A 21,576-nucleotide genomic window follows, 5' to 3' on the forward strand; every position below is an offset into this window, starting at 1 on the left:
GCGTGGAATAAAAATAAAATGAACCAGCCCCAGACCTCCGTAGGCCACTGCCTCGATGTGCAGTCCTTCATCAATGCCCAACCCATTTCGCGCTATCAGTGGCGGGTGGTGATCCTCTGTTTCCTGATCGTGTTCCTCGACGGCCTCGATACTGCCGCCATGGGGTTCATCGCCCCGGCCTTGTCCCAGGACTGGGGCATCGATCGCGCCAGCCTCGGCCCGGTGATGAGCGCCGCACTGATCGGCATGGTGTTCGGCGCGCTGGGCTCTGGGCCGCTGGCTGACCGCTTCGGGCGAAAAGTCGTACTGGTGGGCGCGGTCCTGCTGTTTGGCGCGTTCAGCCTGGCGTCGGCCTACAGCACCAACGTCGATCAATTGCTGGTATTGCGTTTCCTGACTGGCCTTGGCTTGGGCGCCGGAATGCCGAACGCCACCACTTTGCTCTCGGAATACACCCCCGAACGCAAGAAGTCCCTGCTGGTGACCAGCATGTTCTGCGGTTTCAACCTGGGCATGGCCGGCGGCGGGTTCATCTCCGCCAAGCTGATACCGGCGTTTGGTTGGCACAGCCTGTTGCTGATTGGCGGGATTCTGCCGTTGATCCTGGCGGTGGTGTTGCTGTTCTGGCTGCCGGAGTCGGCGCGTTACCTGGTGGTGCGCAATCGCGGTACCGACAAAGTGCGCAAGACCCTGGCGCCGATCGAGCCATACACGGTTGCCCAAGCGACGAGCTTCAGCGTGCCGGAACAGAAAACCGTGAAAGCCCGCAACGTGCTGGCGGTGATTTTCTCCGGCACCTACAGCGCCGGCACCTTGCTGTTGTGGCTGACCTATTTCATGGGCCTGGTGATTGTCTACCTGCTGACCAGCTGGCTGCCGACCTTGATGCGCGACAGCGGCGCGAGCATGGAACAGGCCGCGTTTATCGGCGCGTTGTTTCAATTCGGCGGCGTGTTGAGCGCCGTCTTCGTCGGTTGGGCGATGGACCGGTTCAATCCGCACAAGGTCATCGGCCTTTTCTATCTGATGGCCGGGTTGTTTGCCTACGCGGTGGGGCAGAGCCTGGGCAACATCACCTTGCTTGCCACCCTGGTGTTGGTGGCCGGCATGTGTGTCAACGGCGCGCAATCGGCGATGCCTTCCCTGGCGGCGCGTTTCTACCCGACCCAAGGCCGGGCCACCGGTGTCTCGTGGATGCTGGGCATCGGTCGCTTCGGAGCGATCCTCGGGGCCTGGATGGGCGCGACCCTGCTGGGCCTGGGTTGGAACTTCGAACAGGTCCTGACGGCCCTGGTCATTCCGGCGGCCCTGGCGACCACGGCGGTGGTGATCAAAGGCATGGTCAGTCATGCGGATGCGACCTGAGCCAGAGCTATGACCCCTGTGGGAGCGGGCTTGCTCGCGAATTCGGTTTGTCAGGCAGTATTACTTTGTCTGACCCGCTGCATTCGCGAGCAAGCCCGCTCCCACAGGGATCTCTGTGTACTGGGATAAATCGATAGCCAAACAACAATCTGTTCGATAAACGAACACTCAGTCGATTATCGGATTGTTTGGCCTTTTCCCGAAGCTTAATCTTCCAGTCACTCCGGCGCTTAACCTCGCGCCTTTTTCTTCATGTCGGTCTACTGGAAAACGGGAGCCTGCCCCATGGCTGAAATCCTTTCGCTGCACGACGCGGTGAAGCAGTTCGTCAACGACGGCGATACCGTCGCGCTCGAAGGCTTCACTCACCTGATTCCTACGGCGGCGGGTCATGAAATCATTCGCCAGGGCAAGAAAGATCTGACCCTGGTGCGCATGACACCTGACCTGATCTATGACCAGTTGATCGGCGCCGGTTGTGCTCGCAAATTGATTTTCTCTTGGGGCGGCAACCCTGGTGTCGGGTCGTTGCACCGCTTGCGCGATGCCGTGGAGAAACAATGGCCGCACCCGCTGGAGATCGAGGAACACAGCCACGCCGACCTGGCCAACGCCTACGTCGCTGGCGCCTCCGGCCTGCCATTCGCGGTGTTGCGGGCCTACGCCGGCTCCGACCTGCCGAAGGTCAACCCGCTGATCAAGAGCGTAACCTGTCCCTTCACCGGTGAAGTATTGGCCGCGGTGCCTTCGGTGCGCCCCGATATCACGGTGATTCACGCCCAGAAAGCCGACCGCAAGGGCAACGTGCTGCTGTGGGGCATTCTCGGTGTGCAGAAAGAAGCCGCCCTGGCCGCCAAGCGCTGCATCGTCACCGTGGAAGAAATTGTCGACGACCTGAATGCACCGATGAACGCTTGCGTACTGCCGACCTGGGCATTGAGCGCCGTGTGCCTCGTGCCAGGTGGCGCTCATCCGTCCTACGCCCACGGCTATACCGAGCGTGACAACCGTTTCTACCAGGCGTGGGATCCGATCGCCCGGGACCGTGAGACCTTTACCGCATGGATCAACGAATACATCCATGGCACTAAAGACTTCAGTGAATTCCAGGCCAGACTGGCAGCCGCTTCGCAGGTGAAACCATGACCTACTCCACCAACGAAATGATGACCGTCGCCGCGGCGCGTCGCTTGAAAAACAATGCCGTGTGCTTCGTTGGCATCGGCCTGCCGTCGAAAGCGGCCAACCTGGCGCGGTTGACCTCGTCGCCGGACGTCGTGCTGATCTACGAATCCGGCCCGATCGGTGCCAAGCCCAGCGTGCTGCCGCTGTCCATCGGCGACGGTGAGCTGGCGGAAACCGCCGATACCGTCGTACCAACCGGTGAGATTTTTCGCTACTGGCTGCAGGGCGGGCGTATCGATGTCGGTTTCCTTGGCGCGGCCCAGGTCGACCGTTTCGGCAACATCAACACCACGGTGGTGGGCGACTACCATCAGCCGAAAGTCCGTCTGCCGGGTGCCGGCGGCGCACCGGAAATCGCTGGCTCGGCCAAGAGCGTGCTGATCATTCTCAAGCAGTCGGCGCGTTCGTTTGTCGACAAGCTGGATTTCATTACCTCGTTCGGTCACGGCGAGGGTGGCGATTCGCGCAAGCGCCTGGGTCTGCCGGGCGCCGGTCCCGTGGGCATCATCACTGACCTGTGCATCATGGAGCCGGAAGCCGACACCCATGAATTCGTGGTCACTGCGCTGCACCCCGGCGTGACCCGCGAGCAAGTCATTGCTGCCACTGGCTGGGCGATCCGCTTCGCCGATCAGGTGCAGACCACCGCCGAACCGACCGAGGTAGAGCTGCGCGCACTGCGTGATCTGGAAGCTCGCACCGCGGCGGCCCACGGCCAGGCACCGGGAGAAGCCTGATGCGCGACGTGTATATCTGTGATGCGATTCGAACCCCTATCGGCCGGTTTGGTGGCGGTTTGTCCGCCGTGCGCGCCGATGACCTGGCGGCTGTGCCGATCAAGGCGCTGATAGAACGCAACCCGTCGGTGGATTGGAATGCAGTGGACGAGGTGTTCCTCGGTTGCGCCAACCAGGCCGGCGAAGACAACCGTAACGTGGCGCGCATGGCGCTGCTGTTGGCGGGCCTGCCAGAGAGCATTCCCGGCGTGACCCTCAACCGTCTCTGCGCCTCGGGCATGGACGCCATCGGCACGGCGTTCCGCGCCATCGCCAGCGGCGAAATGGAGCTGGCCATCGCTGGCGGCGTGGAATCGATGTCCCGCGCACCGTTCGTGATGGGCAAGGCTGACACCGCGTTCTCGCGCAACATGAAACTGGAAGACACCACCATCGGCTGGCGCTTCATCAACCCGTTGATGAAAGCCCAGTACGGTGTGGACGCGATGCCGCAGACCGCCGATAACGTGGCCGATGACTACGCCGTGTCCCGCGCCGACCAGGACGCTTTCGCCTTGCGCAGCCAACAGCGCACGGCGGCGGCCCAGGCGGCAGGTTTTTTCGCCGAAGAAATCGTGCCGGTGCGCATCGCCCATAAAAAAGGCGAAACCGTGGTTGAGCAGGACGAGCACCCACGCGCCGACACCACGCTGGAGACCTTGGGCAAACTCAAACCGGTCAACGGCCCGGACAAGACCGTCACCGCCGGCAACGCGTCGGGGGTCAACGACGGCGCGGCGGCACTGATCCTGGCCTCGGCCGAAGCGGTGAAAAAACATGGCCTGACGCCTCGCGGCAAAGTGCTGGGCATGGCCAGTGCCGGCGTCGCGCCCAGGGTGATGGGCATCGGCCCGGTGCCGGCGGTGCGCAAGCTCACTGAACGCCTGGGCCTGGCGGTCGCCGATTTCGACGTGATCGAACTCAATGAAGCGTTTGCCAGCCAGGGCCTGGCAGTGCTGCGTGATCTGGGGCTGGCGGACGATGCGCCGCAGGTCAACCCGAACGGCGGCGCCATCGCCCTCGGCCATCCCCTGGGCATGAGTGGGGCGCGGTTGGTGCTGACGGCGCTGCATCATTTGGAAAAGACCGGCGGCAAGAAAGGCCTGGCGACCATGTGTGTCGGCGTCGGCCAGGGTCTGGCATTGGCCATCGAACGCGTCTGACGCGTCGCTCTACTAATAAGAAACCGAGGAATGCTTCATGACTGACAAGCCTGGTTATCGTCGCCCTCAAGCGGGCACCCAGCCGGAGTATCTGCACCCGCCGTACCAGTCCACCAACCTGCGCTCGCCGTCCAAGCCATTGGTGTTCCTGCCGCATTCGTTGTCGGAAATTACCGGCCCGACCGTCGGCGCCGACCGCTTGCAGGAAAAGGACCACGACCTGACCGCCCAGCATGCCGGCGAGCCACTGGGGGAACGGATCATCATTCACGGGCGCGTGCTGGATGAGCACGGCCAGCCGGTGCCGGGCATCCTGGTGGAAATCTGGCAGGCCAACGCCGCCGGTCGCTACAACCATGACCGTGACAATCACGACGCGCCGCTGGACCCGAATTTCACCGGCACCGGTCGCACTGTCACCGATGCTGATGGTTGGTATCAGTTCCAGACCATCAAGCCTGGCGCCTACCCTTGGGGCAACCACCACAATGCCTGGCGCCCGGCGCATATCCATTTCTCCCTGTTCGGGCCGAGCATCCTGACGCGCCTGGTGACGCAGATGTACTTTCCTGGCGATCCGTTGCTGGAATACGACCCGATCTACAACTGCGTGCCGGACACGAGTGCCAAGGAACGCCTGATCGCCCGTTTCGACCTGGAAAAAACCGTCCCTCACTACGCCCTCGGTTACCGCTGGGACATCGTCTTGCGCGGCCGCGATGCCACGCCGATGGAGAAATAAGATGACGCTCACCGCCACCACGTCCCACACCGTTGGCCCGTACTACCACATCGGCCTGACCTGGCTGAACCGCGAAGACCTGACCGTCGCCGAAACCCTCGGCCAGCGCGTGGCGATCACCGGGCAGGTGATCGACGGCAATGGTCAGTTCGTCAACGACGCGATGCTGGAAGTCTGGCAGGCCAACGCCGCCGGCAAATACGCCCACCCGGAAGACGACCAGGACAAACCCCTGGACCCGCATTTCGAAGGCTTCGGCCGAGTGCCGGTAGATGCCGAAGGGCGTTTTCGCTTCACCACCATCAAGCCGGGCACCGTACCGGGGCTGGCAGGCACGACCCAGGCACCGCACCTGGTGGTGCTGGTGTTCGCTCGCGGGTTGGTCAAGCATTTGCTCACGCGCATCTATTTCGACGGCGAACAGGCCAACGAAACCGACCCGCTGCTGGCCTGCGTCCCCGAAGAGCGTCGCGGCACAATCGTGGCCAAGCCAGATGCGTCGGGTGTGTACCAGTGGAACGTGATCCTTCAGGGCACAGATGCCGAGACGGTGTTCTTCGATTACTGAGTCATGATTTTTCCTGTGGCGAGGGAGCTTGCTCCCGCCGGTTTTGTAGGAGCTGGCGAAGCCTGCGATCTTTTGATCTTTCATTTGGGCCTCAAGCGCTTGTGGAAAGATCGAAGCCTCGCTTCGCTCGACAGCTCCTACGGGACAAGCCAGCGGGAACTCGCAGGACCACAGCAATGGCATGAACCCTGTGGGAGCGAGCTTGCTCGCGATGGCGTCAACACTGGCGCTATCGCTTCAACGTCTGTTTGCGGAACGGGTCTGTTACGAAGTGTGTCTAGACTTTGTCCATTCCCCAACGAGTGAATAATCAATGGCCACTCCAATCATCAGCCACTACACCGGTGAAGAACGCAGCAAGCGCATCTTCGCCATCGTCGGTGCTTCATCCGGCAATCTGGTCGAATGGTTCGACTTCTACGTCTATGCGTTCTGCGCGATTTATTTCGCGCCGGCGTTCTTCCCGTCCGACAACCCGACGGTGCAACTGGTCAACACGGCCGGTGTGTTCGCCGCCGGGTTCCTGATGCGACCCATCGGTGGCTGGATTTTCGGTCGGGTGGCGGACCGGCACGGGCGCAAGAATTCGATGATGATCTCGGTGCTGATGATGTGCTTCGGCTCGTTGCTCATCGCCTGCCTGCCCACCTACAAGGACATTGGCGTATGGGCGCCGGTGCTGTTGTTGTTCGCACGCCTGCTGCAGGGTTTGTCGGTGGGCGGCGAGTACGGCACCACCGCCACCTACATGAGCGAAGTCGCCCTCAAGGGCCAGCGCGGTTTCTTCGCCTCGTTCCAGTACGTGACGTTGATCGGTGGGCAACTGCTGGCGGTGTCGCTGGTGGTGATCCTGCAACAGTTTCTCAACGAAGATGAACTGCGTGCCTACGGCTGGCGGATCCCATTCGTGGTGGGTGCGGCTGCGGCGTTGATTTCCCTGTTGCTGCGGCGTTCCCTGAAGGAAACCAGCAGCAAGGAAATGCGTGAGAACAAGGACGCGGGCAGCATTATGGCGCTGTTTCGCGACCACAAGGCCGCGTTCATCACCGTGCTGGGCTACACGGCCGGCGGTTCGTTGATTTTCTATACATTCACCACGTACATGCAGAAATACCTGGTGAACACCGCCGGCCTGCACGCCAAGACCGCCAGCTACATCATGACCGGCGCGCTGTTCCTGTACATGTGCATGCAGCCGTTGTTCGGCATGCTGGCGGACAAGATCGGCCGACGCAATTCCATGCTCTGGTTCGGTGGCCTGGGGGCGTTGTGCACCGTGCCGATCCTGCTGACCCTCAAAAGCATCAGCAGCCCGTTCCTGGCGTTTGTCCTGATCACGTTGGCGCTGGCGATCGTCAGTTTCTACACCTCCATCAGTGGCCTGGTTAAAGCCGAGATGTTTCCACCTGAAGTGCGAGCGCTGGGAGTAGGGTTGGCCTATGCGGTGGCCAATGCGATTTTTGGCGGTTCGGCCGAATACGTCGCCTTGAGCCTGAAAGCCCAGGGCATGGAGAACGCCTTTTATTGGTATGTCACGGTGATGATGGTCGTGGCGTTCCTGTTCAGCCTGCGCCTGCCCAAGCAACCGGCGTATTTGCACCACGACCTTTGAATCCAGCTGATCATTTGAGGTTTGTTTGAGTCATTGTGGCCAGAGCAATCTCTGGCCACAGGACATCCACCTTCCCAAGGACTGTTTATGAGCGAACGACCGGGCAATCAGCTGTTCGATGCCTACTTCACCGCCCGCGACATGCGCGAGGTGTTCTGCGATGCGGGCCGGGTCCAGGCCATGCTTGACGTCGAAGCCGCCTTGGCCCGGGCCGAGGCGCGGGTCGGGGTGATTCCGCAAAGTGCCGTGGCGCCGATCGAGCAGGCTTGTCGTGCCCAGCTGTATGATTTTTCAACACTGAGCGAAGCGATCGCCAGCGCTGGCAATTCGGCGATCCCGTTGGTCAAGGCGTTGGGCAAGCGCATCGCCGCCGAGGACGCCGAGGCCGAACGCTACGTGCACCTGGGCGCCACCAGCCAGGACGTGATGGACAGCGGGCTGGTGCTCCAATTGCGCCAGGCACTGGGGCTGATCGAAGGCGAGCTGGCGCAACTGGCCGCCATCCTGGCCCGACAAGCCGAACGCTACGCCGCCACACCGTTGGCCGGGCGCACCTGGCTGCAACACGCCACGCCGGTGACCCTGGGAATGAAAATCGCCGGTTGGCTGGGGGCGATCACCCGCAGTCGCCAACGCTTGAAAGAGCTCAAACCGCGCTTGCTGGTGCTGCAATTCGGCGGCGCCTCCGGGACGCTCGCCGCGTTGGGTGAACAGGCGCTGCCGGTCGCCGAAGCCTTGGCCGCCGAACTGCAACTGACCCTGCCGGAGCAGCCGTGGCACACCCAGCGCGATCGCCTGGTGGAGTTCGGCTCGGTGTTGGGCCTGATCGCCGGCAGCCTGGGCAAACTCGGCCGCGACATCAGCCTGTTGATGCAGACCGAGGCCGGCGAAGCGTTCGAGCCGTCGGCACCGGGCAAGGGCGGTTCCTCCACCATGCCCCACAAGCGCAACCCGGTGGGCGCGGCGGTGCTGATCGGTGCCGCGACGCGAGTGCCTGGTTTGTTGTCGACGCTGTTCAGCGCCATGCCTCAGGAACACGAGCGCAGCCTGGGCCTTTGGCACGCGGAGTGGGAAACCTTGCCGGAAATCTGCTGCCTGGTCTCCGGTGCCTTGCAACAGGCGCGCTTACTGGCCGAAGGGCTGGAAGTCGACGCGGCGCGCATGGCCCGCAACCTGGAACTGACTCAAGGGTTGGTGCTGGCCGAAGCCGTCAGCATTGTCCTGGCCCAGCGTGTCGGGCGCGACACGGCGCATCATTTGCTGGAGCAATGCTGCAAGCGCGCCGTGGCCGAACAACGGCATCTACGCGAGGTGCTGGGAGACGAACCCCAGGTCACCGCGCAGCTATCGGCGACCGAGCTTGATCATCTGCTCGACCCGGCGCACTACCTCGGACAAGCCCAGACCTGGGTCGCCCGAGCCGTGGCCGAACACCTTGCCTTGAACGCCTGAAAGGAGATTGTTGTGGGATTCGTCAAACTCGCCGAGGGCGAACTGAACTATTGTTTTGATGAGCGGCGATTGGACGGACCGCAAGATGCCCCGGTGCTGGTGCTCTCCAACTCACTGGGCACTGATTTGCACATGTGGGACGAGCAGGTCGCGGCCTTCAGCGAACACTTTCGCGTGCTGCGTTTCGACACTCGCGGCCATGGTCAATCGCTGGTCACCGAAGGCCCCTACAGCATCGAGCAGCTAGGACGCGACGTGCTGGCGATGCTCGATCAGTTGAACATCGATAAGGTGCATTTCTGTGGCTTGTCCATGGGCGGGTTGATCGGCCAGTGGCTGGGGATCAATGCCGGCGAACGCCTGCACAAACTGGTGGTGTGCAACACCGCCGCCAAGATCGGCGACCCGTCGGTGTGGAACCCGCGCATCGAAACCGTGCTGCGGGACGGGAAAGCGGCGATGGTCGCGCTGCGGGATGCTTCGATCGCCCGCTGGTTTACCGCGGATTTTGCCGAGGCTCAACCTGCGAAGGTGAAGAAGATCACCGACATGCTCGCTGCCACCTCGCCCCAGGGCTACGCGGCCAATTGTGCCGCCGTGCGTGATGCCGATTTTCGTGAGCAATTGTCGTCGATCCGCGTGCCGCTGCTGGTGGTGGCCGGCACTGAAGATGCGGTGACGCCGCCGTCGGGCGGCCACTTCATCCAGGAGCGGGTCCGCGGGGCCGAGTACGCCGAGTTCTACGCCGCGCACCTGTCCAACGTCCAGGCCGGCGCCGCGTTCAGCGCGCGGGTGCTGGATTTCCTGCTTGATTCCAGCCGCGCCTGAGGAGTTTTTTGTGGACGAGAAACAACGTTACGACGAAGGCATGCAAGTGCGCCGCGCGGTACTGGGCGATGCCCACGTCGATCGCAGCCTCAATGCCTTGACCGAGTTCAACAGCGAATTCCAGGAGATGATCACCCGCCACGCCTGGGGCGACATCTGGACCCGCCCAGGCCTGCCGCGCCATACCCGCAGCCTGATCACCATCGCCATGCTGATCGGCATGAACCGCGCCGAAGAACTCAAGCTGCACCTGCGCGCCGCCGCCAACAACGGCGTGAGCCGCAGCGAGATCAAGGAAGTGATCATGCAGAGCGCCATCTATTGCGGCATCCCGGCAGCCAACGCCACCTTCCACTTGGCCGAATCGGTCTGGGATGAGTTGGGCGTCGAATCCCGGGCTTAAGGGCGTATCTCATTCCCTGTGGGAGCGAGCTTGCCCGCGAAAGCGGTGGGTCAGTCGGCGAGGATGCTGACTGCGCCGGCGCCATCGCGAGCAAGCTCGCTCCCACATTGGATCTGCGGCGAACGTAGATTATGTGATCACCGCCAGTCCTCCTGTGGGAGCGAGCTTGCCCGCGAAAGCGGTGGGTCAGTCGGCGAGGATGCTGACTGTGCCGGCGCCATCGCGAGCAAGCTCGCTCCCACATTGGATCTGCGGCGAACGTAGATTATGTGATCACCGCCAGTCCTCCTGTGGGAGCGAGCTTGCTCGCGAAAGCGGTGGGTCAGTCGGCGAGGATGCTGACTGTGCCGGCGCCATCGCGAGCAAGCTCGCTCCCACATTGGATCTGCGGCGAACGTAGATTATGTGATCACCGCCAGTCCTCCTGTGGGAGCGAGCTTGCTCGCGAAAGCGGTGGGTCAGTCGGCGAGGATGCTGACTGTGCCGGCGCCATCGCGAGCAAGCTCGCTCCCACATTGGATCTGCGGCGAACGTAGATTATGTGATCACCGCCAGTCCTCCTGTGGGAGCGAGCCTGCTCGCGAAAGCGGTGGGTCAGTCGGCGAGGATGCTGACTGTGCCGGCGCCATCGCGAGCAAGCTCGCTCCCACATTGGATCTGCGGCGAACGTAGATTATGTGATCACCGCCAGTCCTCCTGTGGGAGCGAGCTTGCTCGCGATAGCGGTGGAACAGCATCGAACATCTCAGCAGGCTCACCGCATCCAGGCTTTACAACAAGCTGATCGGATAGCTGACGATCAACCGATTCTCATCGAACTCATTGGTGCTGTAATCCCGGCGCATCGTCGAGTTGCGCCACTTCACGTTAAGGCTCTTCAGTGCGCCGCTCTGCACGGTGTAGGCCAGCTCACTTTCCCGACCCCATTCCTTGCCATCGTCGACCGTGGCGGTGTGCACGTTGTCACCGCTGATGTAGCGGTTCATCAGGGTCAGGCCCGGCACGCCGACGGCGGCAAAGTTGAAGTCGTGGCGCAGTTGCCAGGATTTTTCCTTGGCGTTGTCGTAGCTGGAGTTGTAGCTGTCGTTGGCCAGGGTGCCGCCGCTGGTGCCGTTGACGCGCATCCAGGCGTCGTCGCCGCCGACTTTCTGCAGGCCGACGTAGAAGGTGTTGCCGCCGTACTTGGCCGAGAGCATGGCGAAGGCGGTTTTGTTGTCCAGGTCGCCGGCCAGGGCGCTGCCGTCTTCCTTGCCGATGAAGTAGCCGAGGTTGGCGCCCAGGGTCCAGTCGCCGATGGGCTGGCTGTGGGTCAGGTTGAAATATTGCTGTTGGTAGATGTCGGACAGTTCCGCGTACCAGACACCGACCTGGGTGCGTTTTTCATTGAAGGCGTATTCACCGCCGCCGAAGTTGAAACGGTCGGAGGTGAACGCGCCGCGGCCGTTCATGGACATGTCTTCCATGCTCGCGTCATTGCGCGGGCTGTTGCCGCGGAACTGGCCGCCGTAGAGGCTCAGGCCGTTGATTTCGGTGGAGGTCACCTGGCCGCCACGGAAGGTTTGCGGCAGGGAACGGCCGTCGTCGGAGCGCAGGATCGGCAGCACCGGCATCCATTCGCCGACCTTCAACTCAGTCTTCGATACCTTGGCCTTCAGGGCCACGCCCAAACGGCCGAAATCGTCGGCCGGGCGACCGTCGTCATGCACCGGCAGCAGTTGCGTACCCGCGGTGCCACGGCCGCCGTCGAGCTTGACCGAGTACATTCCCAGTATGTCCACGCCGAAACCGACCACGCCCTGGGTGAAGCCGGACTTGGCGTCGAGGATGAAACTCTGGGTCCATTCCTCGGCCTTGCCCTGGGCATTGTTCGGGTTGGTGAAGTTGCGGTTGAAGTAGAAGTTGCGCAGGTTCAGCGTGGCCTTGGCATCTTCGACAAACCCCGATTCCGCCGCCAGGACGGGCAGGGCGGTACTGGTCAGGGCGACGGCAATGAGGCTGGGGAACAAGTGCTGTGTGGGCTTCATGGGCGTTGTCTCTATTTTTTGTGGACGAAGCGGGTCGTTGCCACAACCTTGGGCTGCAGACGGTACGGTGGAACCAGTGGCGTGAGGCTGTTGAGGATCAGCCGGGTGCGGCGGGGCGTATGGGCATGGCGTCGAACCTGTTGTTATTGGTTTTGTGCGAGGGATGGTGATGGGCGGGGCGGGGGCGGTTCAATTGCCGTTTGCGGGTTTTGGGCGATTATCGAACAGCAAAATAATCGATTGGATGGACGCAATTTCCTGTGGGAGCGAGCTTGCTCGCGATGGCGGCCTTACGGTTGATCAAGGTTTTTTGACCGTGTACATATCCATTGCTGCGGTAACGGCGGCTTATGGTTCCGCCCTTACGGCGGGTCACTTTCGAAAAGCCGGAATGCCGGCCCAGGCGAAAGTAACCAAAGCGCTTTATGCCCCACCACTCGGCACCTCGCCTAGGCTCGGTGTGCCCTCACTCCGGCATTGCTCCGTGGGCCCGCCGCGAAGGGCCATCCATGGCCCAGCGCGGCTATCCCGGCATCCATGCCGGGATGCCCACTCCACAATGCCTGCGTTCGGCCATCGTGGTTAACGGGGCGCCGAGATCAACGTCCAGAGCAAAAGCAGGAGTAGGAGATGTCCAGCATCTATGCAACTGGAACCACCGCCATCGCGAGCAAGCTCGCTCCCACATGGGGTTGCGGGTGCTCACGGTATTTGGACACAACACAAAAAACTGTGGGAGCGAGCTTGCTCGCGATGGCGATGCCACATTCAACATCGCCACAAACTGACCCTCTGCTTTCGCGGGCAAGCCCGCTCCCACAGGAGAACGCGATCATCAAAAAGCCAGGCCGGCTATAAGGCCGCCTCGCAGTGGACGTTGATCTTGGCGCCCCGTTAACCACGCTGGCTGAACGAAGGTATTGCGCAGTGGGCAACCCGGCATGGATGCCGGGTTAGCCGCGCTGGGCCATGGATGGCCCTTCGCGGCGGCCCACGGAGCAATGCCTGCGTTCAGGCATGCCGAGCCTAGGCGAGGCACCGAGTGGTGGGGCAAAAGCGCTTTGCTTACTTTCGCGCTCTTCGAAAGTGAGCCGCCGTCAGGGCGGAACCCTAAGTGGCCGTTACCGCAGGAATGGATATGTACTCGATCAACAATTTTCTGGCCGTAAGGCCGCCATCGCGAGCAAGCTCGCTCCCACAGGACTCATGGCCGGTCTGACAGACGCGGCGATTTTTCCGACGAGGTTTTAAGGTTGCTGCTCGGAAGCGGAATCTCTAGCTTGTTTGGGTCGCTGCCAATCCAGCGACCGGGACTGCAAGCCCGCCGAATCTGTTAGGCGCCAGCGCCCGGACCCACGTCTCGGGCTTCAATTGATGCAGGAGCGCCGTTATGAAAAAACATCATCTTTCTTCGCCATCAGAAAGCACCTTCCCCTACAACGACCCCGATCCAGAAAAACTCCAAGAGGCCGCAGACCGAGCACTCGATTACCATCTGGGCACCCACCCTGATCCCAAACCCAAAACCTCAACACAAGTCTTCACCGTCATCGATACCATCGACACGGAGTGTCTCCTGGCCAATCTCAGCGAAACCCTGGCCTCGGCCAATGCCATGGTCAGTGACCTGGCGTTCGAGTTGGAGGGCTCGCGGCGGCATGTCGCGCTCGGCGTGGCGCAGATGATCGAGCTGAGTGAATTGTTGGCTAATCGTGCGCTGGATATCGTCGACCCGCGTTCGCCAAGTCGGAGTTGAAGCAGGCACAAACAAAAAGCCCACCTTTCGGTGGGCTTCGTGTTTCTGCAGTCAAGCGTCAATCAGAACAATTTCATCTTCGGCGCTTCTTCTTTCACCGGCTCGTTCTTGCCCGTCTCGGCATTCCAACCACCGCCCAGTGCCTTGTACAAATTGACCTCGCTGGTCAGTTGCGCAAGGCGGTCAGTGATCAGCGACTGTTGGGCGCTGAACAACTGGCGCTGGGCATCGAGGAAGGTCAGGTTGCTGTCGACGCCGATGCGGTAGCGACGCTCGGCCAGGCGGTAGTAGTCCTGGTTGGCGGCGACGAAGTCGGTCTGGGCCTGCAACTGTTCGTTGTAGGTCTGACGCGCGGCCAGGCCGTCGGAGACTTCCTGGAACGCAGTCTGAATCGACTTCTCGTAATTGGCGACGTTGATGTCTTTCTGGATCTTGGCGTAGTCCAGGCTCGCTCGCAGGCTGCCGGCGTTGAAGATTGGCAGGTTGATTTGCGGCGCGAAGGTCCAGGTGCCCGAGCCGCCCTTGAACAGGCCGGACAGGTCCGGGCTCAGGGTGCCGGCGTTGGCCGTCAGGCTGATGCTCGGGAAGAACGCAGCCCGCGCGGCGCCGATGTTGGCGTTGGCGGCCAGCAGGTTGCGTTCGGCCTGGAGGATGTCCGGACGACGTTGCAGCAGGTCCGACGGCAGCCCGGCCGGCACTTTGCTGAGCAGGTCATCGCTCAGCGGTTGCGGGTTCAGGTTCGCCGGCAGGCCGGTGCCCAGCAGCAGGGTCAGGCTGTTTTCGTCCTGGGCGACCTGGCGAGTGTAGCGGGCCAGTTGCACGCGGGCGTTTTCCACAGCGGTACGCGCCTGACTCAGGTCCAGGGCCGAGGCCACGCCGACTTCGGCGCTGCGCGAGGTCAGCTTGAAGCTTTGCTCGTAGGCCCCGAGGGTTTCCTGGGTCAGTTTGAGCAGTTCCTTGTCGGCCTGCCAGGTCAGGTAAGCATTGGCCACGTTGGCCACCAGGCTGATCTGGGTGCTGCGGCGGGCTTCTTCGGTGGCGAAGTAGCTTTGCAACGCTTGCTCGCTCAGGCTGCGAACCCGACCGAACAGGTCCAGTTCATAGGCGCTGATGCCCAGGGTGGCCGAGTAGGAACTGCTGATGGCCGCTTCGCCGGTTTGCGAAGCCCGTGCCGGTACCCGCTGGCGGCTGCCGGCACCGGTGGCCGAGACCGCCGGGAACAGGTCAGCGCGCTGGATGCGGTATTGCGCGGCGTAGGCATCGATGTTCAGCGCCGCGACACGCAGGTCGCGGTTGTTTTCCAGGGCGACCTGGATCAGCTGTTGCAACGCCGGGTCATGGAAAAACTGCTTCCAGCCTTGCTCGGCGGCGGCCTGGCCGGGCGCCTTGGCTGCCTCGTAGGCCGGCCCTTGCGGGTATTGTGCCGCGACCGGTGCTTCGGGCCGCTGATAGTCGGGGATCAGCGAGCAACCGCTGAGCACGACGGCGGCGATGGTCAGGGAGAGGAGCGACTTGCTCATTGGCCAGCCTCTTTAGAAGTTTCAGGAGTATCGTCCTGGTCCGCATTTTTGCGACGACCTATCGACGACACGGTCACGAAGAACAAGGGCACCCAGAAGATTGCCAGGATGGTGGCGGTCAACATGCCGCCGATTACACCGGTGCCAATGGCGTGCTGGCTGCCCGAGCCGGCGCCGGTGGAAATCGCCAGCGGGACTACGCCGAGGACGAACGCCAGCGAGGTCATGATAATCGGCCGCAGACGCATCCTACAGGCTTCGATGGCGGCTTCCACCAGCGTTCGCCCTTGTTCGTGGAGTTCCTTGGCGAATTCCACGATCAGAATGGCGTTTTTCGCCGCCAGGCCGATGGTTGTCAACAGGCCCACCTGGAAGTACACATCGTTGGACAGGCCGCGCAAGCTGGTGGCCATCAAGGCACCGATGATCCCCAGTGGCACCACGAGCATGACCGCGATCGGAATCGACCAGCTTTCATACAGCGCCGCCAGGCACAGGAACACCATCAGCAGCGACAGGGCGTACAGCGCTGGCGCCTGGGAACCCGACAGGCGTTCCTCATAGGACAGGCCCGTCCAGGAAATACCGACACCGGCCGGCAGCTTCTTGGCGATGGCTTCGACTTCGGCCATGGCTTCACCGGTGGAGTAACCCGGTGCCGGAGTACCGAGGATCTCCATCGCTTCCACACCGTTATAACGCGCCAGTTTCGGCGAGCCATAGACCCACTCGCCCTTGGCGAACGCAGAGAACGGCACCATGGTCCCGGCGCTGTTGCGCACGTACCACTTCTTCAGGTCCTCGGGGCTCATGCGCGAGTTCGGCTGGCCCTGGACGTACACCCGCTTCACCCGGCCACGGTCGATGAAGTCGTTCACATAGTTACTGCCCAGTGCAATCGACAGGGTGTTGTTGATCTCCGAGAGCGTGATGCCCAGCGCGCTGGCCTTCTCGTCATCGATTTCCAACTGGTACTGCGGTTCATCGTTCAGACCGTTCGGACGTACCTGGGCCAGCACTTTGCTCTGGGACGCCATGCCCAGGAACTGGTTACGGGCTTCCATCAGCTTGTCGTGGCCGATGCCGGCACGGTCCTGCAGGAACACGTCGAAACCGGTGGCGTTACCCAGTTCCATCACCGCCGGCGGGGCGAAGGCGAACACCATCGCGTCGCGGAAGGTGAAGAAGTGTTGCTGGGCGCGGCCGGCGATCTTGAACACGGTGTTGTCGGCGTTACGCTCTTCCCACGGCTTGAGCATGATGAATGCCAAGCCCGAGCTTTGGCCACGACCGGCGAAGTTGAAGCCGGTCACGGTGAACACCGAAGCCACACCGTCGCCTTCGCCGCCGTCCTTGCTGGGGCGCAGCAGGAACTCGCGCATGTTGTCCACCACCACCTGGGTGCGTTCGGCACTGGAACCGGCCGGTGTCTGTACCTGGGCGAACAACACGCCCTGGTCTTCTTCCGGCAGGAACGCCGTCGGGATGCGGGTGAACAGCCAGACCATGCCGACCACGATGATCACGTAGGCCAGCAGGTACGGGGCCTTGTGCTTGAGCATGTTGCCCACGCCACGTTCGTAGCTCCTGACGCCACGGTCGAAGGTGCGGTTGAACCAGCCGAAGAAGCCGCGTTTCGGCGTGCCGTGCTCGCCTTTCGGAATGGCCTTGAGCATGGTGGCGCACAGGGCAGGGGTGAAGATCAGTGCCACCAGTACCGACAGGGCCATGGCCGAGACGATGGTGATGGAGAACTGTTTGTAGATCACACCGGTGGAACCGCCGAAGAACGCCATCGGCAGCAGTACCGCCGAGAGCACCAGGGCGATACCCACCAGGGCCCCCTGGATCTGCCCCATGGATTTCTTGGTGGCTTCCTTGGGCGACAGGCCTTCTTCGCTCATCACCCGTTCGACGTTCTCCACCACGACGATGGCGTCGTCCACCAGCAAGCCGATGGCCAGCACCATGCCGAACATGGTCAGGGTGTTGATACTGAAGCCGAACGCCGCGAGGATCCCGAAGGTGCCCAGCAGTACCACCGGCACGGTCATCGTGGTGATGATGGTGGCGCGGAAGTTCTGCAGGAACAGGAACATCACCAGGAACACCAGCACGACCGCTTCGACCAGGGTCTCGACCACGCCTTTGATCGATTCGCTCACCACCGGGGTGGTGTCGTACGGGAACACCACTTCCAGGCCTTGCGGGAAGAATGGCTTGAGATCGTCGACGGTCTTGCGCAGGGCCTTGGCCGTGTCGAGGGCGTTGGCGCCGGTGGCGAGCCTCACCGCCAGGCCGGAAGCCGGGAGGCCGTTGAACTGGGCGTTGATGCTGTAGTTTTCACCGCCGAGGGCAACATCCGCCACATCGCCGACGCGCACTTGCGAGCCGTCCGGATTGACCTTGAGCAAGATGGCCTTGAACTGCTCGGCGGTCTGCAGGCGGGTCTTGCCGATGATGGTGGCGTTCAGTTGTTGGCCGGGCATGGCGGGCAGGCCGCCGAGCTGGCCGGAGGCGATCTGGACGTTTTGCGCGGAAATGGCCGTGCTCACATCCACCGGGGTCAGGTTGAAGTTGTTCAGCTTGGCCGGGTCGAGCCAGATCCGCATGGCGTACTGGGCGCCGAAGACCTGGAAGTCACCGACACCGGCGGTGCGCGAGATCGGGTCCTGCATGTTGGACACGATGTAGTTGGAGAGGTCTTCCCTGGTCATGCTGCCGTCACGCGATACCACGCCGATCACCATCAGGAAGTTTCTCACTGATTTGGTGACGCGGATGCCCTGTTGCTGCACTTCTTGCGGCAGCAATGGGGTGGCCAGGTTCAGTTTGTTCTGGACCTGGACCTGGGCGGTATCGGAGTTGGTGCCCTGCTCGAAGGTCGCCGTGATGGTCATGCTGCCGTCGGAGTTACTTTCCGAGGACACATAACGCAGGTTGTCGATACCGTTGAGCTGCTGCTCGATGACCTGCACCACGGTGTCCTGCACGGTTTGCGCGGACGCACCCGGGTAGGTCACCTGGATGGCAATGGCCGGCGGTGCAATGCTCGGGTACTGGTTGATCGGCAATTTGAGGATCGATAGAGCCCCGACCAGCATGATCACCAGGGCGATCACCCAGGCGAAGATCGGACGGTCGATAAAAAATTTCGACATGGTTTACTCCCCTTTGCCGCCGGCGGCTTTATCAGCTGCCTGTGCGGGGGCCGGGTTCTTGGTGCCAACGTTGGTGGCTTCGGTGGCCTTGACTTCCACGCCTGGCCGTACGTACTGCAACCCTTCGGTGATCAGGCGATCGCCGGCCTTGAGCCCGTCTTCGATCAGCCACTGGCTGCCGACGGTGCGGCTGGCCTTGAGCTGGCGCAGCTCGACCTTATTGTCCGCACCCACCACCAGCGCGGTTGGCGCGCCCTTGAGGTCACGGGTCACGCCTTGTTGCGGTGCCAGGATCGCCGCGCTGTTCACACCGGCCTGCAATTGAGCGTGGACGAACATGCCCGGCAGCAGGGTGTGATCAGGGTTGGGGAACACGGCGCGCAAAGTCACGGAGCCGGTGGTCTGGTCAACCGACACTTCAGAAAACTCCAACTTGCCTTCGTGCGGATACTGGCTGCCGTCTTCCAGGGTCAGCTTGACCATGGCCGCGTTCTCGCCGGCCTTTTGCAAACGGCCGCTTTCCAGTTCACGGCGCAGTTGCAGCAGCTCCACCGAGCTTTGCGTGACGTCGACGTAGATCGGGTCCAGTTGCTGGATAGTCGCCAGGGCATCAGCCTGGCCGTTGCTCACCAGCGCACCCTCGGTGACCGAGGAGCGGCCGATGCGACCGGAAATCGGTGCGTAGACCTTGGTGTAGCGCACGTTGATCTGGGCAGTCTGCAGGTTGGCCTCCGACTCCAGGCGATTGGCCACGGCGGTGTCGTATTCCTGACGGCTCACCGCCTGTTCATCCACCAGTTGCTTGTAGCGGTCGGCAATCGACTTGGTAGAGCGCAGGTTGGCCTCGGCGCTCTTGAGGGTCGCTTCGTAGACCGCAGGGTCGATCTGGTACAGCTGCTGGCCGGCCTTGACGTCGGCGCCTTCCTTGAACAGGCGCTTGAGAATGATGCCGTTGACCTGTGGCCGTACTTCGGCGACGCGAAACGCGCTGGTGCGGCCCGGCAGTTCCGAGGTCAAGGTGAAGGGCTGGGTCTTGAGGGTTACGACGCCGACCTGAGGAGGGGGAGCAGCAGGTGCAGCCTCTTCCTTTTTGCATCCGCTGAGCAGCGATGCCAGGGCGATGGCGGTAACCAGAGCAGTAACAGCTGGCTTGAATTGCATGGAAATCCTCGGGTCCAGGCGCGCAACGGGCGCACTCGAAAGTGAAAGGGCAGAAAGCAGTATTAATTCAATTAGTAGGATGCTAAGAAATATACTTACGTACATGGTTGTTTGTAAACAGCCAAATTGCGTAGTATCCGGATTTACAAAAGCCTTACAAAGGCCAGCCGTAGATCGGGGACGCGTTCCAAGAGACGTCGCCTCATATTTTGTTCTGCTGATTCTTACGCATTGCTGACGCAATCCTGATTGAGGTGTTTACTGCCATGGTCCGTCGTACCAAAGAGGAAGCCCAGGAGACTCGCAGCCAGATAGTCGAAGCGGCCGAAAAGGCGTTCTTCGAGCGAGGCGTGGCCCGCACCACTCTGGCGGATATCGCGACGCTGGCCGGCGTGACGCGCGGTGCCATCTATTGGCATTTCAGCAACAAGGCGGACCTGCTCCAGGCCATGCTCGATACCTTGCATGAGCCGCTCGATGACTTGGCCCGCGCCAGTGAGAATGAAGAGGAGCTTGATCCGCTGGGCTGTACGCGCAAGCTGTTGGTGCAATTGTTTCAACAAGTTGCCCTGGACCCGAAGACCCGACGCATTAATGAGATTCTGTTCCATAAGTGTGAATTCACCGATGAAATGTGCGATCTGCGCCAGCAGCGGCGCCAGGTCAGTCTCGACTGTAACGTGCGTATTGCCTTGTCGTTGCGCAATGCGATGAATCGGGGCCAGCTACCGGCGGATCTGGAACCGGAAAGGGCAGCGATTGCCCTGCATGCCTATGTCGACGGTATTCTTTATCAGTGGCTGCTGGCCCCCGATAGCTTCCCTCTGGCCGGTGAGGCTGAGCGCTGGGTGGATATCGGGCTGGATATGCTGCGCCTGAGCCCTAGCCTGCGCAAATGAAACAAAATGCGTAATTGCTTCGGCTTGTTTCATGACAAGTGTTCGAAATAGCTTTTATAAACTGAATGCTGTCGTGGTTGAAAGGCAATCGTGAACAAATTTTGTAGGGGATTTGTTTCGTGCCCGGCAGCTACTCCGTCGGCTCCCGATCCCCACGGAGTAAGCTTGCAGGAGAACCGCAGGCTCATGCCGACGTCTTGGCGGGGCCGCAGGCTCACCGACCTGGTTCGATAATGAGGCGAACGGTGTAGTTGAAGGGGGGCTCAAGCATCTTCCGGGAAATTTCCGAGCGGCACGTGTATTCGCCATTGCCGGTGTAAGTCGTGTTGCTCTTCCAAGTCGGCTTATAGCTGGGTTCCAAAGCGCCAGGAACGATGGAGACTTGCAAGCGGGTGTGCATTTGACATTCAAAGTTGAAATGACTCATTTCATAATTAAGGACCAGTTCAACAGGTTTGACTTTTTTTAATGTCGGGCGCCAGCCGGTACTGGGGTAGGTGTAATCCCTGAAGTGCTCGATATGGAATCTATAAGTTGATTTTGGATCGATGTCATGGGCGCTCAAGGAAAAATCCTCGGCCAGGGGTGGGTCGGTTAACAGGTTGTTCATTTTCATTGTGCCGCGGGTGTGGTTGGAAATCTCCACGGTCACTTCCGTATTGGCCTGGCTGTGGGCAACCATGGCGGGGCCCAGCAGGAGGGCGAAGAGGAAATTTTTCAGGATGTTCATGGTGAGGCATCTCTCATAGATACACGGCTCGCTGGCGTTCGCCTGCAAACTGATGGTGTTTGGTTAGTGGGTGTTGCCGGAATGTCAAAGTTCTTAGTGTGGGGGTGAATGAGCTGTAAGTTCCAATCCTTTGTTTAAGTGAGCGGTGCGTTCGAGCGTTATTATTAGCGCCGTTGCGTGATTGAATCCATGCCAGATGAAAGTTGCCTTGTTATTTAATGTTGCTGTTCT

The 21,576-nt window shown here is 61.4% G+C and carries 17 protein-coding genes; 12 read left to right on the top strand and 5 right to left on the bottom strand.

Annotated elements, in window-relative coordinates:
* Nucleotides 1-18: 18 nt before the first annotated feature.
* From AB7M32_RS11140 to pcaC, 10 genes are all read left to right on the top strand, one after another.
* Nucleotides 19-1,365 carry an aromatic acid/H+ symport family MFS transporter gene (locus AB7M32_RS11140; protein WP_454249918.1) on the top strand — a complete coding sequence of 449 codons (1,347 nt, stop codon included), beginning with the start codon at nt 19-21 and terminating at the stop codon, nt 1,363-1,365.
* A gap of 285 nt (nt 1,366-1,650) precedes the next feature.
* The gene (locus AB7M32_RS11145; protein ID WP_003198638.1) at nt 1,651-2,511 is read left to right on the top strand and encodes a CoA transferase subunit A; all 861 of its coding nucleotides are present in this window, start codon (nt 1,651-1,653) and stop codon (nt 2,509-2,511) included.
* Nucleotides 2,508-3,287, top strand: coding sequence for a CoA-transferase subunit beta (locus tag AB7M32_RS11150; protein WP_072409762.1), 780 nt, complete (start codon nt 2,508-2,510; stop codon nt 3,285-3,287). Before AB7M32_RS11145 ends, AB7M32_RS11150 begins: the two co-directional genes overlap by 4 nt.
* Nucleotides 3,284-4,489 carry a 3-oxoadipyl-CoA thiolase gene (pcaF, locus tag AB7M32_RS11155; protein WP_454252123.1) on the top strand — a complete coding sequence of 402 codons (1,206 nt, stop codon included), beginning with the start codon at nt 3,284-3,286 and terminating at the stop codon, nt 4,487-4,489. Before AB7M32_RS11150 ends, pcaF begins: the two co-directional genes overlap by 4 nt.
* Before the next feature lie 37 nt (nt 4,490-4,526).
* Complete coding sequence (gene pcaH / locus AB7M32_RS11160; protein WP_072342033.1) at nt 4,527-5,231, top strand: protocatechuate 3,4-dioxygenase subunit beta; 705 nt, start codon at nt 4,527-4,529, stop codon at nt 5,229-5,231.
* A 1-nt stretch (nt 5,232) separates the two neighbouring features.
* The gene (gene pcaG / locus AB7M32_RS11165; RefSeq protein WP_454249919.1) at nt 5,233-5,799 is read left to right on the top strand and encodes a protocatechuate 3,4-dioxygenase subunit alpha; all 567 of its coding nucleotides are present in this window, start codon (nt 5,233-5,235) and stop codon (nt 5,797-5,799) included.
* 313 nt (nt 5,800-6,112) lie between these two features.
* Nucleotides 6,113-7,411: an MFS family transporter gene (locus tag AB7M32_RS11170; protein ID WP_454249920.1), complete on the top strand. Its 1,299-nt coding sequence runs from the start codon at nt 6,113-6,115 to the stop codon at nt 7,409-7,411.
* 87 nt (nt 7,412-7,498) lie between these two features.
* A complete protein-coding gene (locus AB7M32_RS11175) occupies nt 7,499-8,863 on the top strand; it encodes a 3-carboxy-cis,cis-muconate cycloisomerase (protein ID WP_454249921.1) in 1,365 nt (454 codons plus the stop codon).
* Nucleotides 8,864-8,875: 12 nt separating this feature from the next.
* A complete protein-coding gene (gene pcaD / locus AB7M32_RS11180) occupies nt 8,876-9,691 on the top strand; it encodes a 3-oxoadipate enol-lactonase (protein ID WP_454249922.1) in 816 nt (271 codons plus the stop codon).
* 10 nt (nt 9,692-9,701) lie between these two features.
* On the top strand, nt 9,702-10,094 hold the full coding sequence (gene pcaC / locus AB7M32_RS11185; protein ID WP_063325152.1) for a 4-carboxymuconolactone decarboxylase: 393 nt from the start codon (nt 9,702-9,704) through the stop codon (nt 10,092-10,094).
* 770 nt (nt 10,095-10,864) lie between these two features.
* On the opposite strand, the gene AB7M32_RS11190 is transcribed toward pcaC, so the two are convergent.
* Nucleotides 10,865-12,118 (bottom strand): OprD family porin, encoded by a 1,254-nt coding sequence (locus AB7M32_RS11190; protein ID WP_454249923.1) that lies wholly within the window; start codon nt 12,116-12,118, stop codon nt 10,865-10,867.
* Nucleotides 12,119-13,508: 1,390 nt separating this feature from the next.
* Between AB7M32_RS11190 and AB7M32_RS11195 the strand changes: the two genes are divergently transcribed.
* The gene (locus AB7M32_RS11195) at nt 13,509-13,874 is read left to right on the top strand and encodes a DUF6124 family protein (protein ID WP_454249924.1); all 366 of its coding nucleotides are present in this window, start codon (nt 13,509-13,511) and stop codon (nt 13,872-13,874) included.
* A gap of 62 nt (nt 13,875-13,936) precedes the next feature.
* Here the strand turns inward: AB7M32_RS11195 and adeC are convergent, their stop codons facing one another.
* The 3 genes from adeC to AB7M32_RS11210 are packed head-to-tail and all read right to left on the bottom strand — an operon-like array spanning nt 13,937 to nt 19,716.
* A complete protein-coding gene (adeC, locus tag AB7M32_RS11200) occupies nt 13,937-15,394 on the bottom strand; it encodes an AdeC/AdeK/OprM family multidrug efflux complex outer membrane factor (protein ID WP_454249925.1) in 1,458 nt (485 codons plus the stop codon).
* Entirely contained in the window at nt 15,391-18,555 is a 3,165-nt protein-coding gene (gene emhB, locus AB7M32_RS11205; RefSeq protein WP_072412064.1) for an efflux RND transporter permease subunit EmhB, read from the bottom strand. Before emhB ends, adeC begins: the two co-directional genes overlap by 4 nt.
* A gap of 3 nt (nt 18,556-18,558) precedes the next feature.
* On the bottom strand, nt 18,559-19,716 hold the full coding sequence (locus AB7M32_RS11210) for an efflux RND transporter periplasmic adaptor subunit (RefSeq protein ID WP_139271811.1): 1,158 nt from the start codon (nt 19,714-19,716) through the stop codon (nt 18,559-18,561).
* Between the two features lie 266 nt (nt 19,717-19,982).
* On the opposite strand from AB7M32_RS11210, the gene AB7M32_RS11215 reads away from it, so the two are divergent.
* Nucleotides 19,983-20,615, top strand: a complete 633-nt coding sequence (locus AB7M32_RS11215; protein WP_060738814.1) for a TetR family transcriptional regulator — start codon at nt 19,983-19,985, stop codon at nt 20,613-20,615.
* 214 nt (nt 20,616-20,829) lie between these two features.
* On the opposite strand, the gene AB7M32_RS11220 is transcribed toward AB7M32_RS11215, so the two are convergent.
* Complete coding sequence (locus tag AB7M32_RS11220; protein ID WP_454249926.1) at nt 20,830-21,345, bottom strand: hypothetical protein; 516 nt, start codon at nt 21,343-21,345, stop codon at nt 20,830-20,832.
* Nucleotides 21,346-21,576 lie beyond the last annotated feature (231 nt).

The organism is Pseudomonas sp. R151218B TE3479 (assembly GCF_053629195.1).

Excerpts from the sequence above, each read along its gene's own strand:
- AB7M32_RS11220 (WP_454249926.1), bottom strand. The coding sequence starts at position 21,345 with ATGAACATCCTGAAAAATTTCCTCTTCGCCCTCCTGCTGGGCCCCGCC.
- AB7M32_RS11210 (WP_139271811.1), bottom strand. The coding sequence starts at position 19,716 with ATGCAATTCAAGCCAGCTGTTACTGCTCTGGTTACCGCCATCGCCCTG.
- AB7M32_RS11175 (WP_454249921.1), top strand. The coding sequence starts at position 7,499 with ATGAGCGAACGACCGGGCAATCAGCTGTTCGATGCCTACTTCACCGCC.
- AB7M32_RS11140 (WP_454249918.1), top strand. The coding sequence starts at position 19 with ATGAACCAGCCCCAGACCTCCGTAGGCCACTGCCTCGATGTGCAGTCC.
- adeC (WP_454249925.1), bottom strand. The coding sequence starts at position 15,394 with ATGAGCAAGTCGCTCCTCTCCCTGACCATCGCCGCCGTCGTGCTCAGC.
- emhB (WP_072412064.1), bottom strand. The coding sequence starts at position 18,555 with ATGTCGAAATTTTTTATCGACCGTCCGATCTTCGCCTGGGTGATCGCC.
- AB7M32_RS11150 (WP_072409762.1), top strand. The coding sequence starts at position 2,508 with ATGACCTACTCCACCAACGAAATGATGACCGTCGCCGCGGCGCGTCGC.
- AB7M32_RS11170 (WP_454249920.1), top strand. The coding sequence starts at position 6,113 with ATGGCCACTCCAATCATCAGCCACTACACCGGTGAAGAACGCAGCAAG.
- pcaH (WP_072342033.1), top strand. The coding sequence starts at position 4,527 with ATGACTGACAAGCCTGGTTATCGTCGCCCTCAAGCGGGCACCCAGCCG.
- AB7M32_RS11145 (WP_003198638.1), top strand. The coding sequence starts at position 1,651 with ATGGCTGAAATCCTTTCGCTGCACGACGCGGTGAAGCAGTTCGTCAAC.
- AB7M32_RS11195 (WP_454249924.1), top strand. The coding sequence starts at position 13,509 with ATGAAAAAACATCATCTTTCTTCGCCATCAGAAAGCACCTTCCCCTAC.
- pcaG (WP_454249919.1), top strand. The coding sequence starts at position 5,233 with ATGACGCTCACCGCCACCACGTCCCACACCGTTGGCCCGTACTACCAC.
- AB7M32_RS11215 (WP_060738814.1), top strand. The coding sequence starts at position 19,983 with ATGGTCCGTCGTACCAAAGAGGAAGCCCAGGAGACTCGCAGCCAGATA.
- AB7M32_RS11190 (WP_454249923.1), bottom strand. The coding sequence starts at position 12,118 with ATGAAGCCCACACAGCACTTGTTCCCCAGCCTCATTGCCGTCGCCCTG.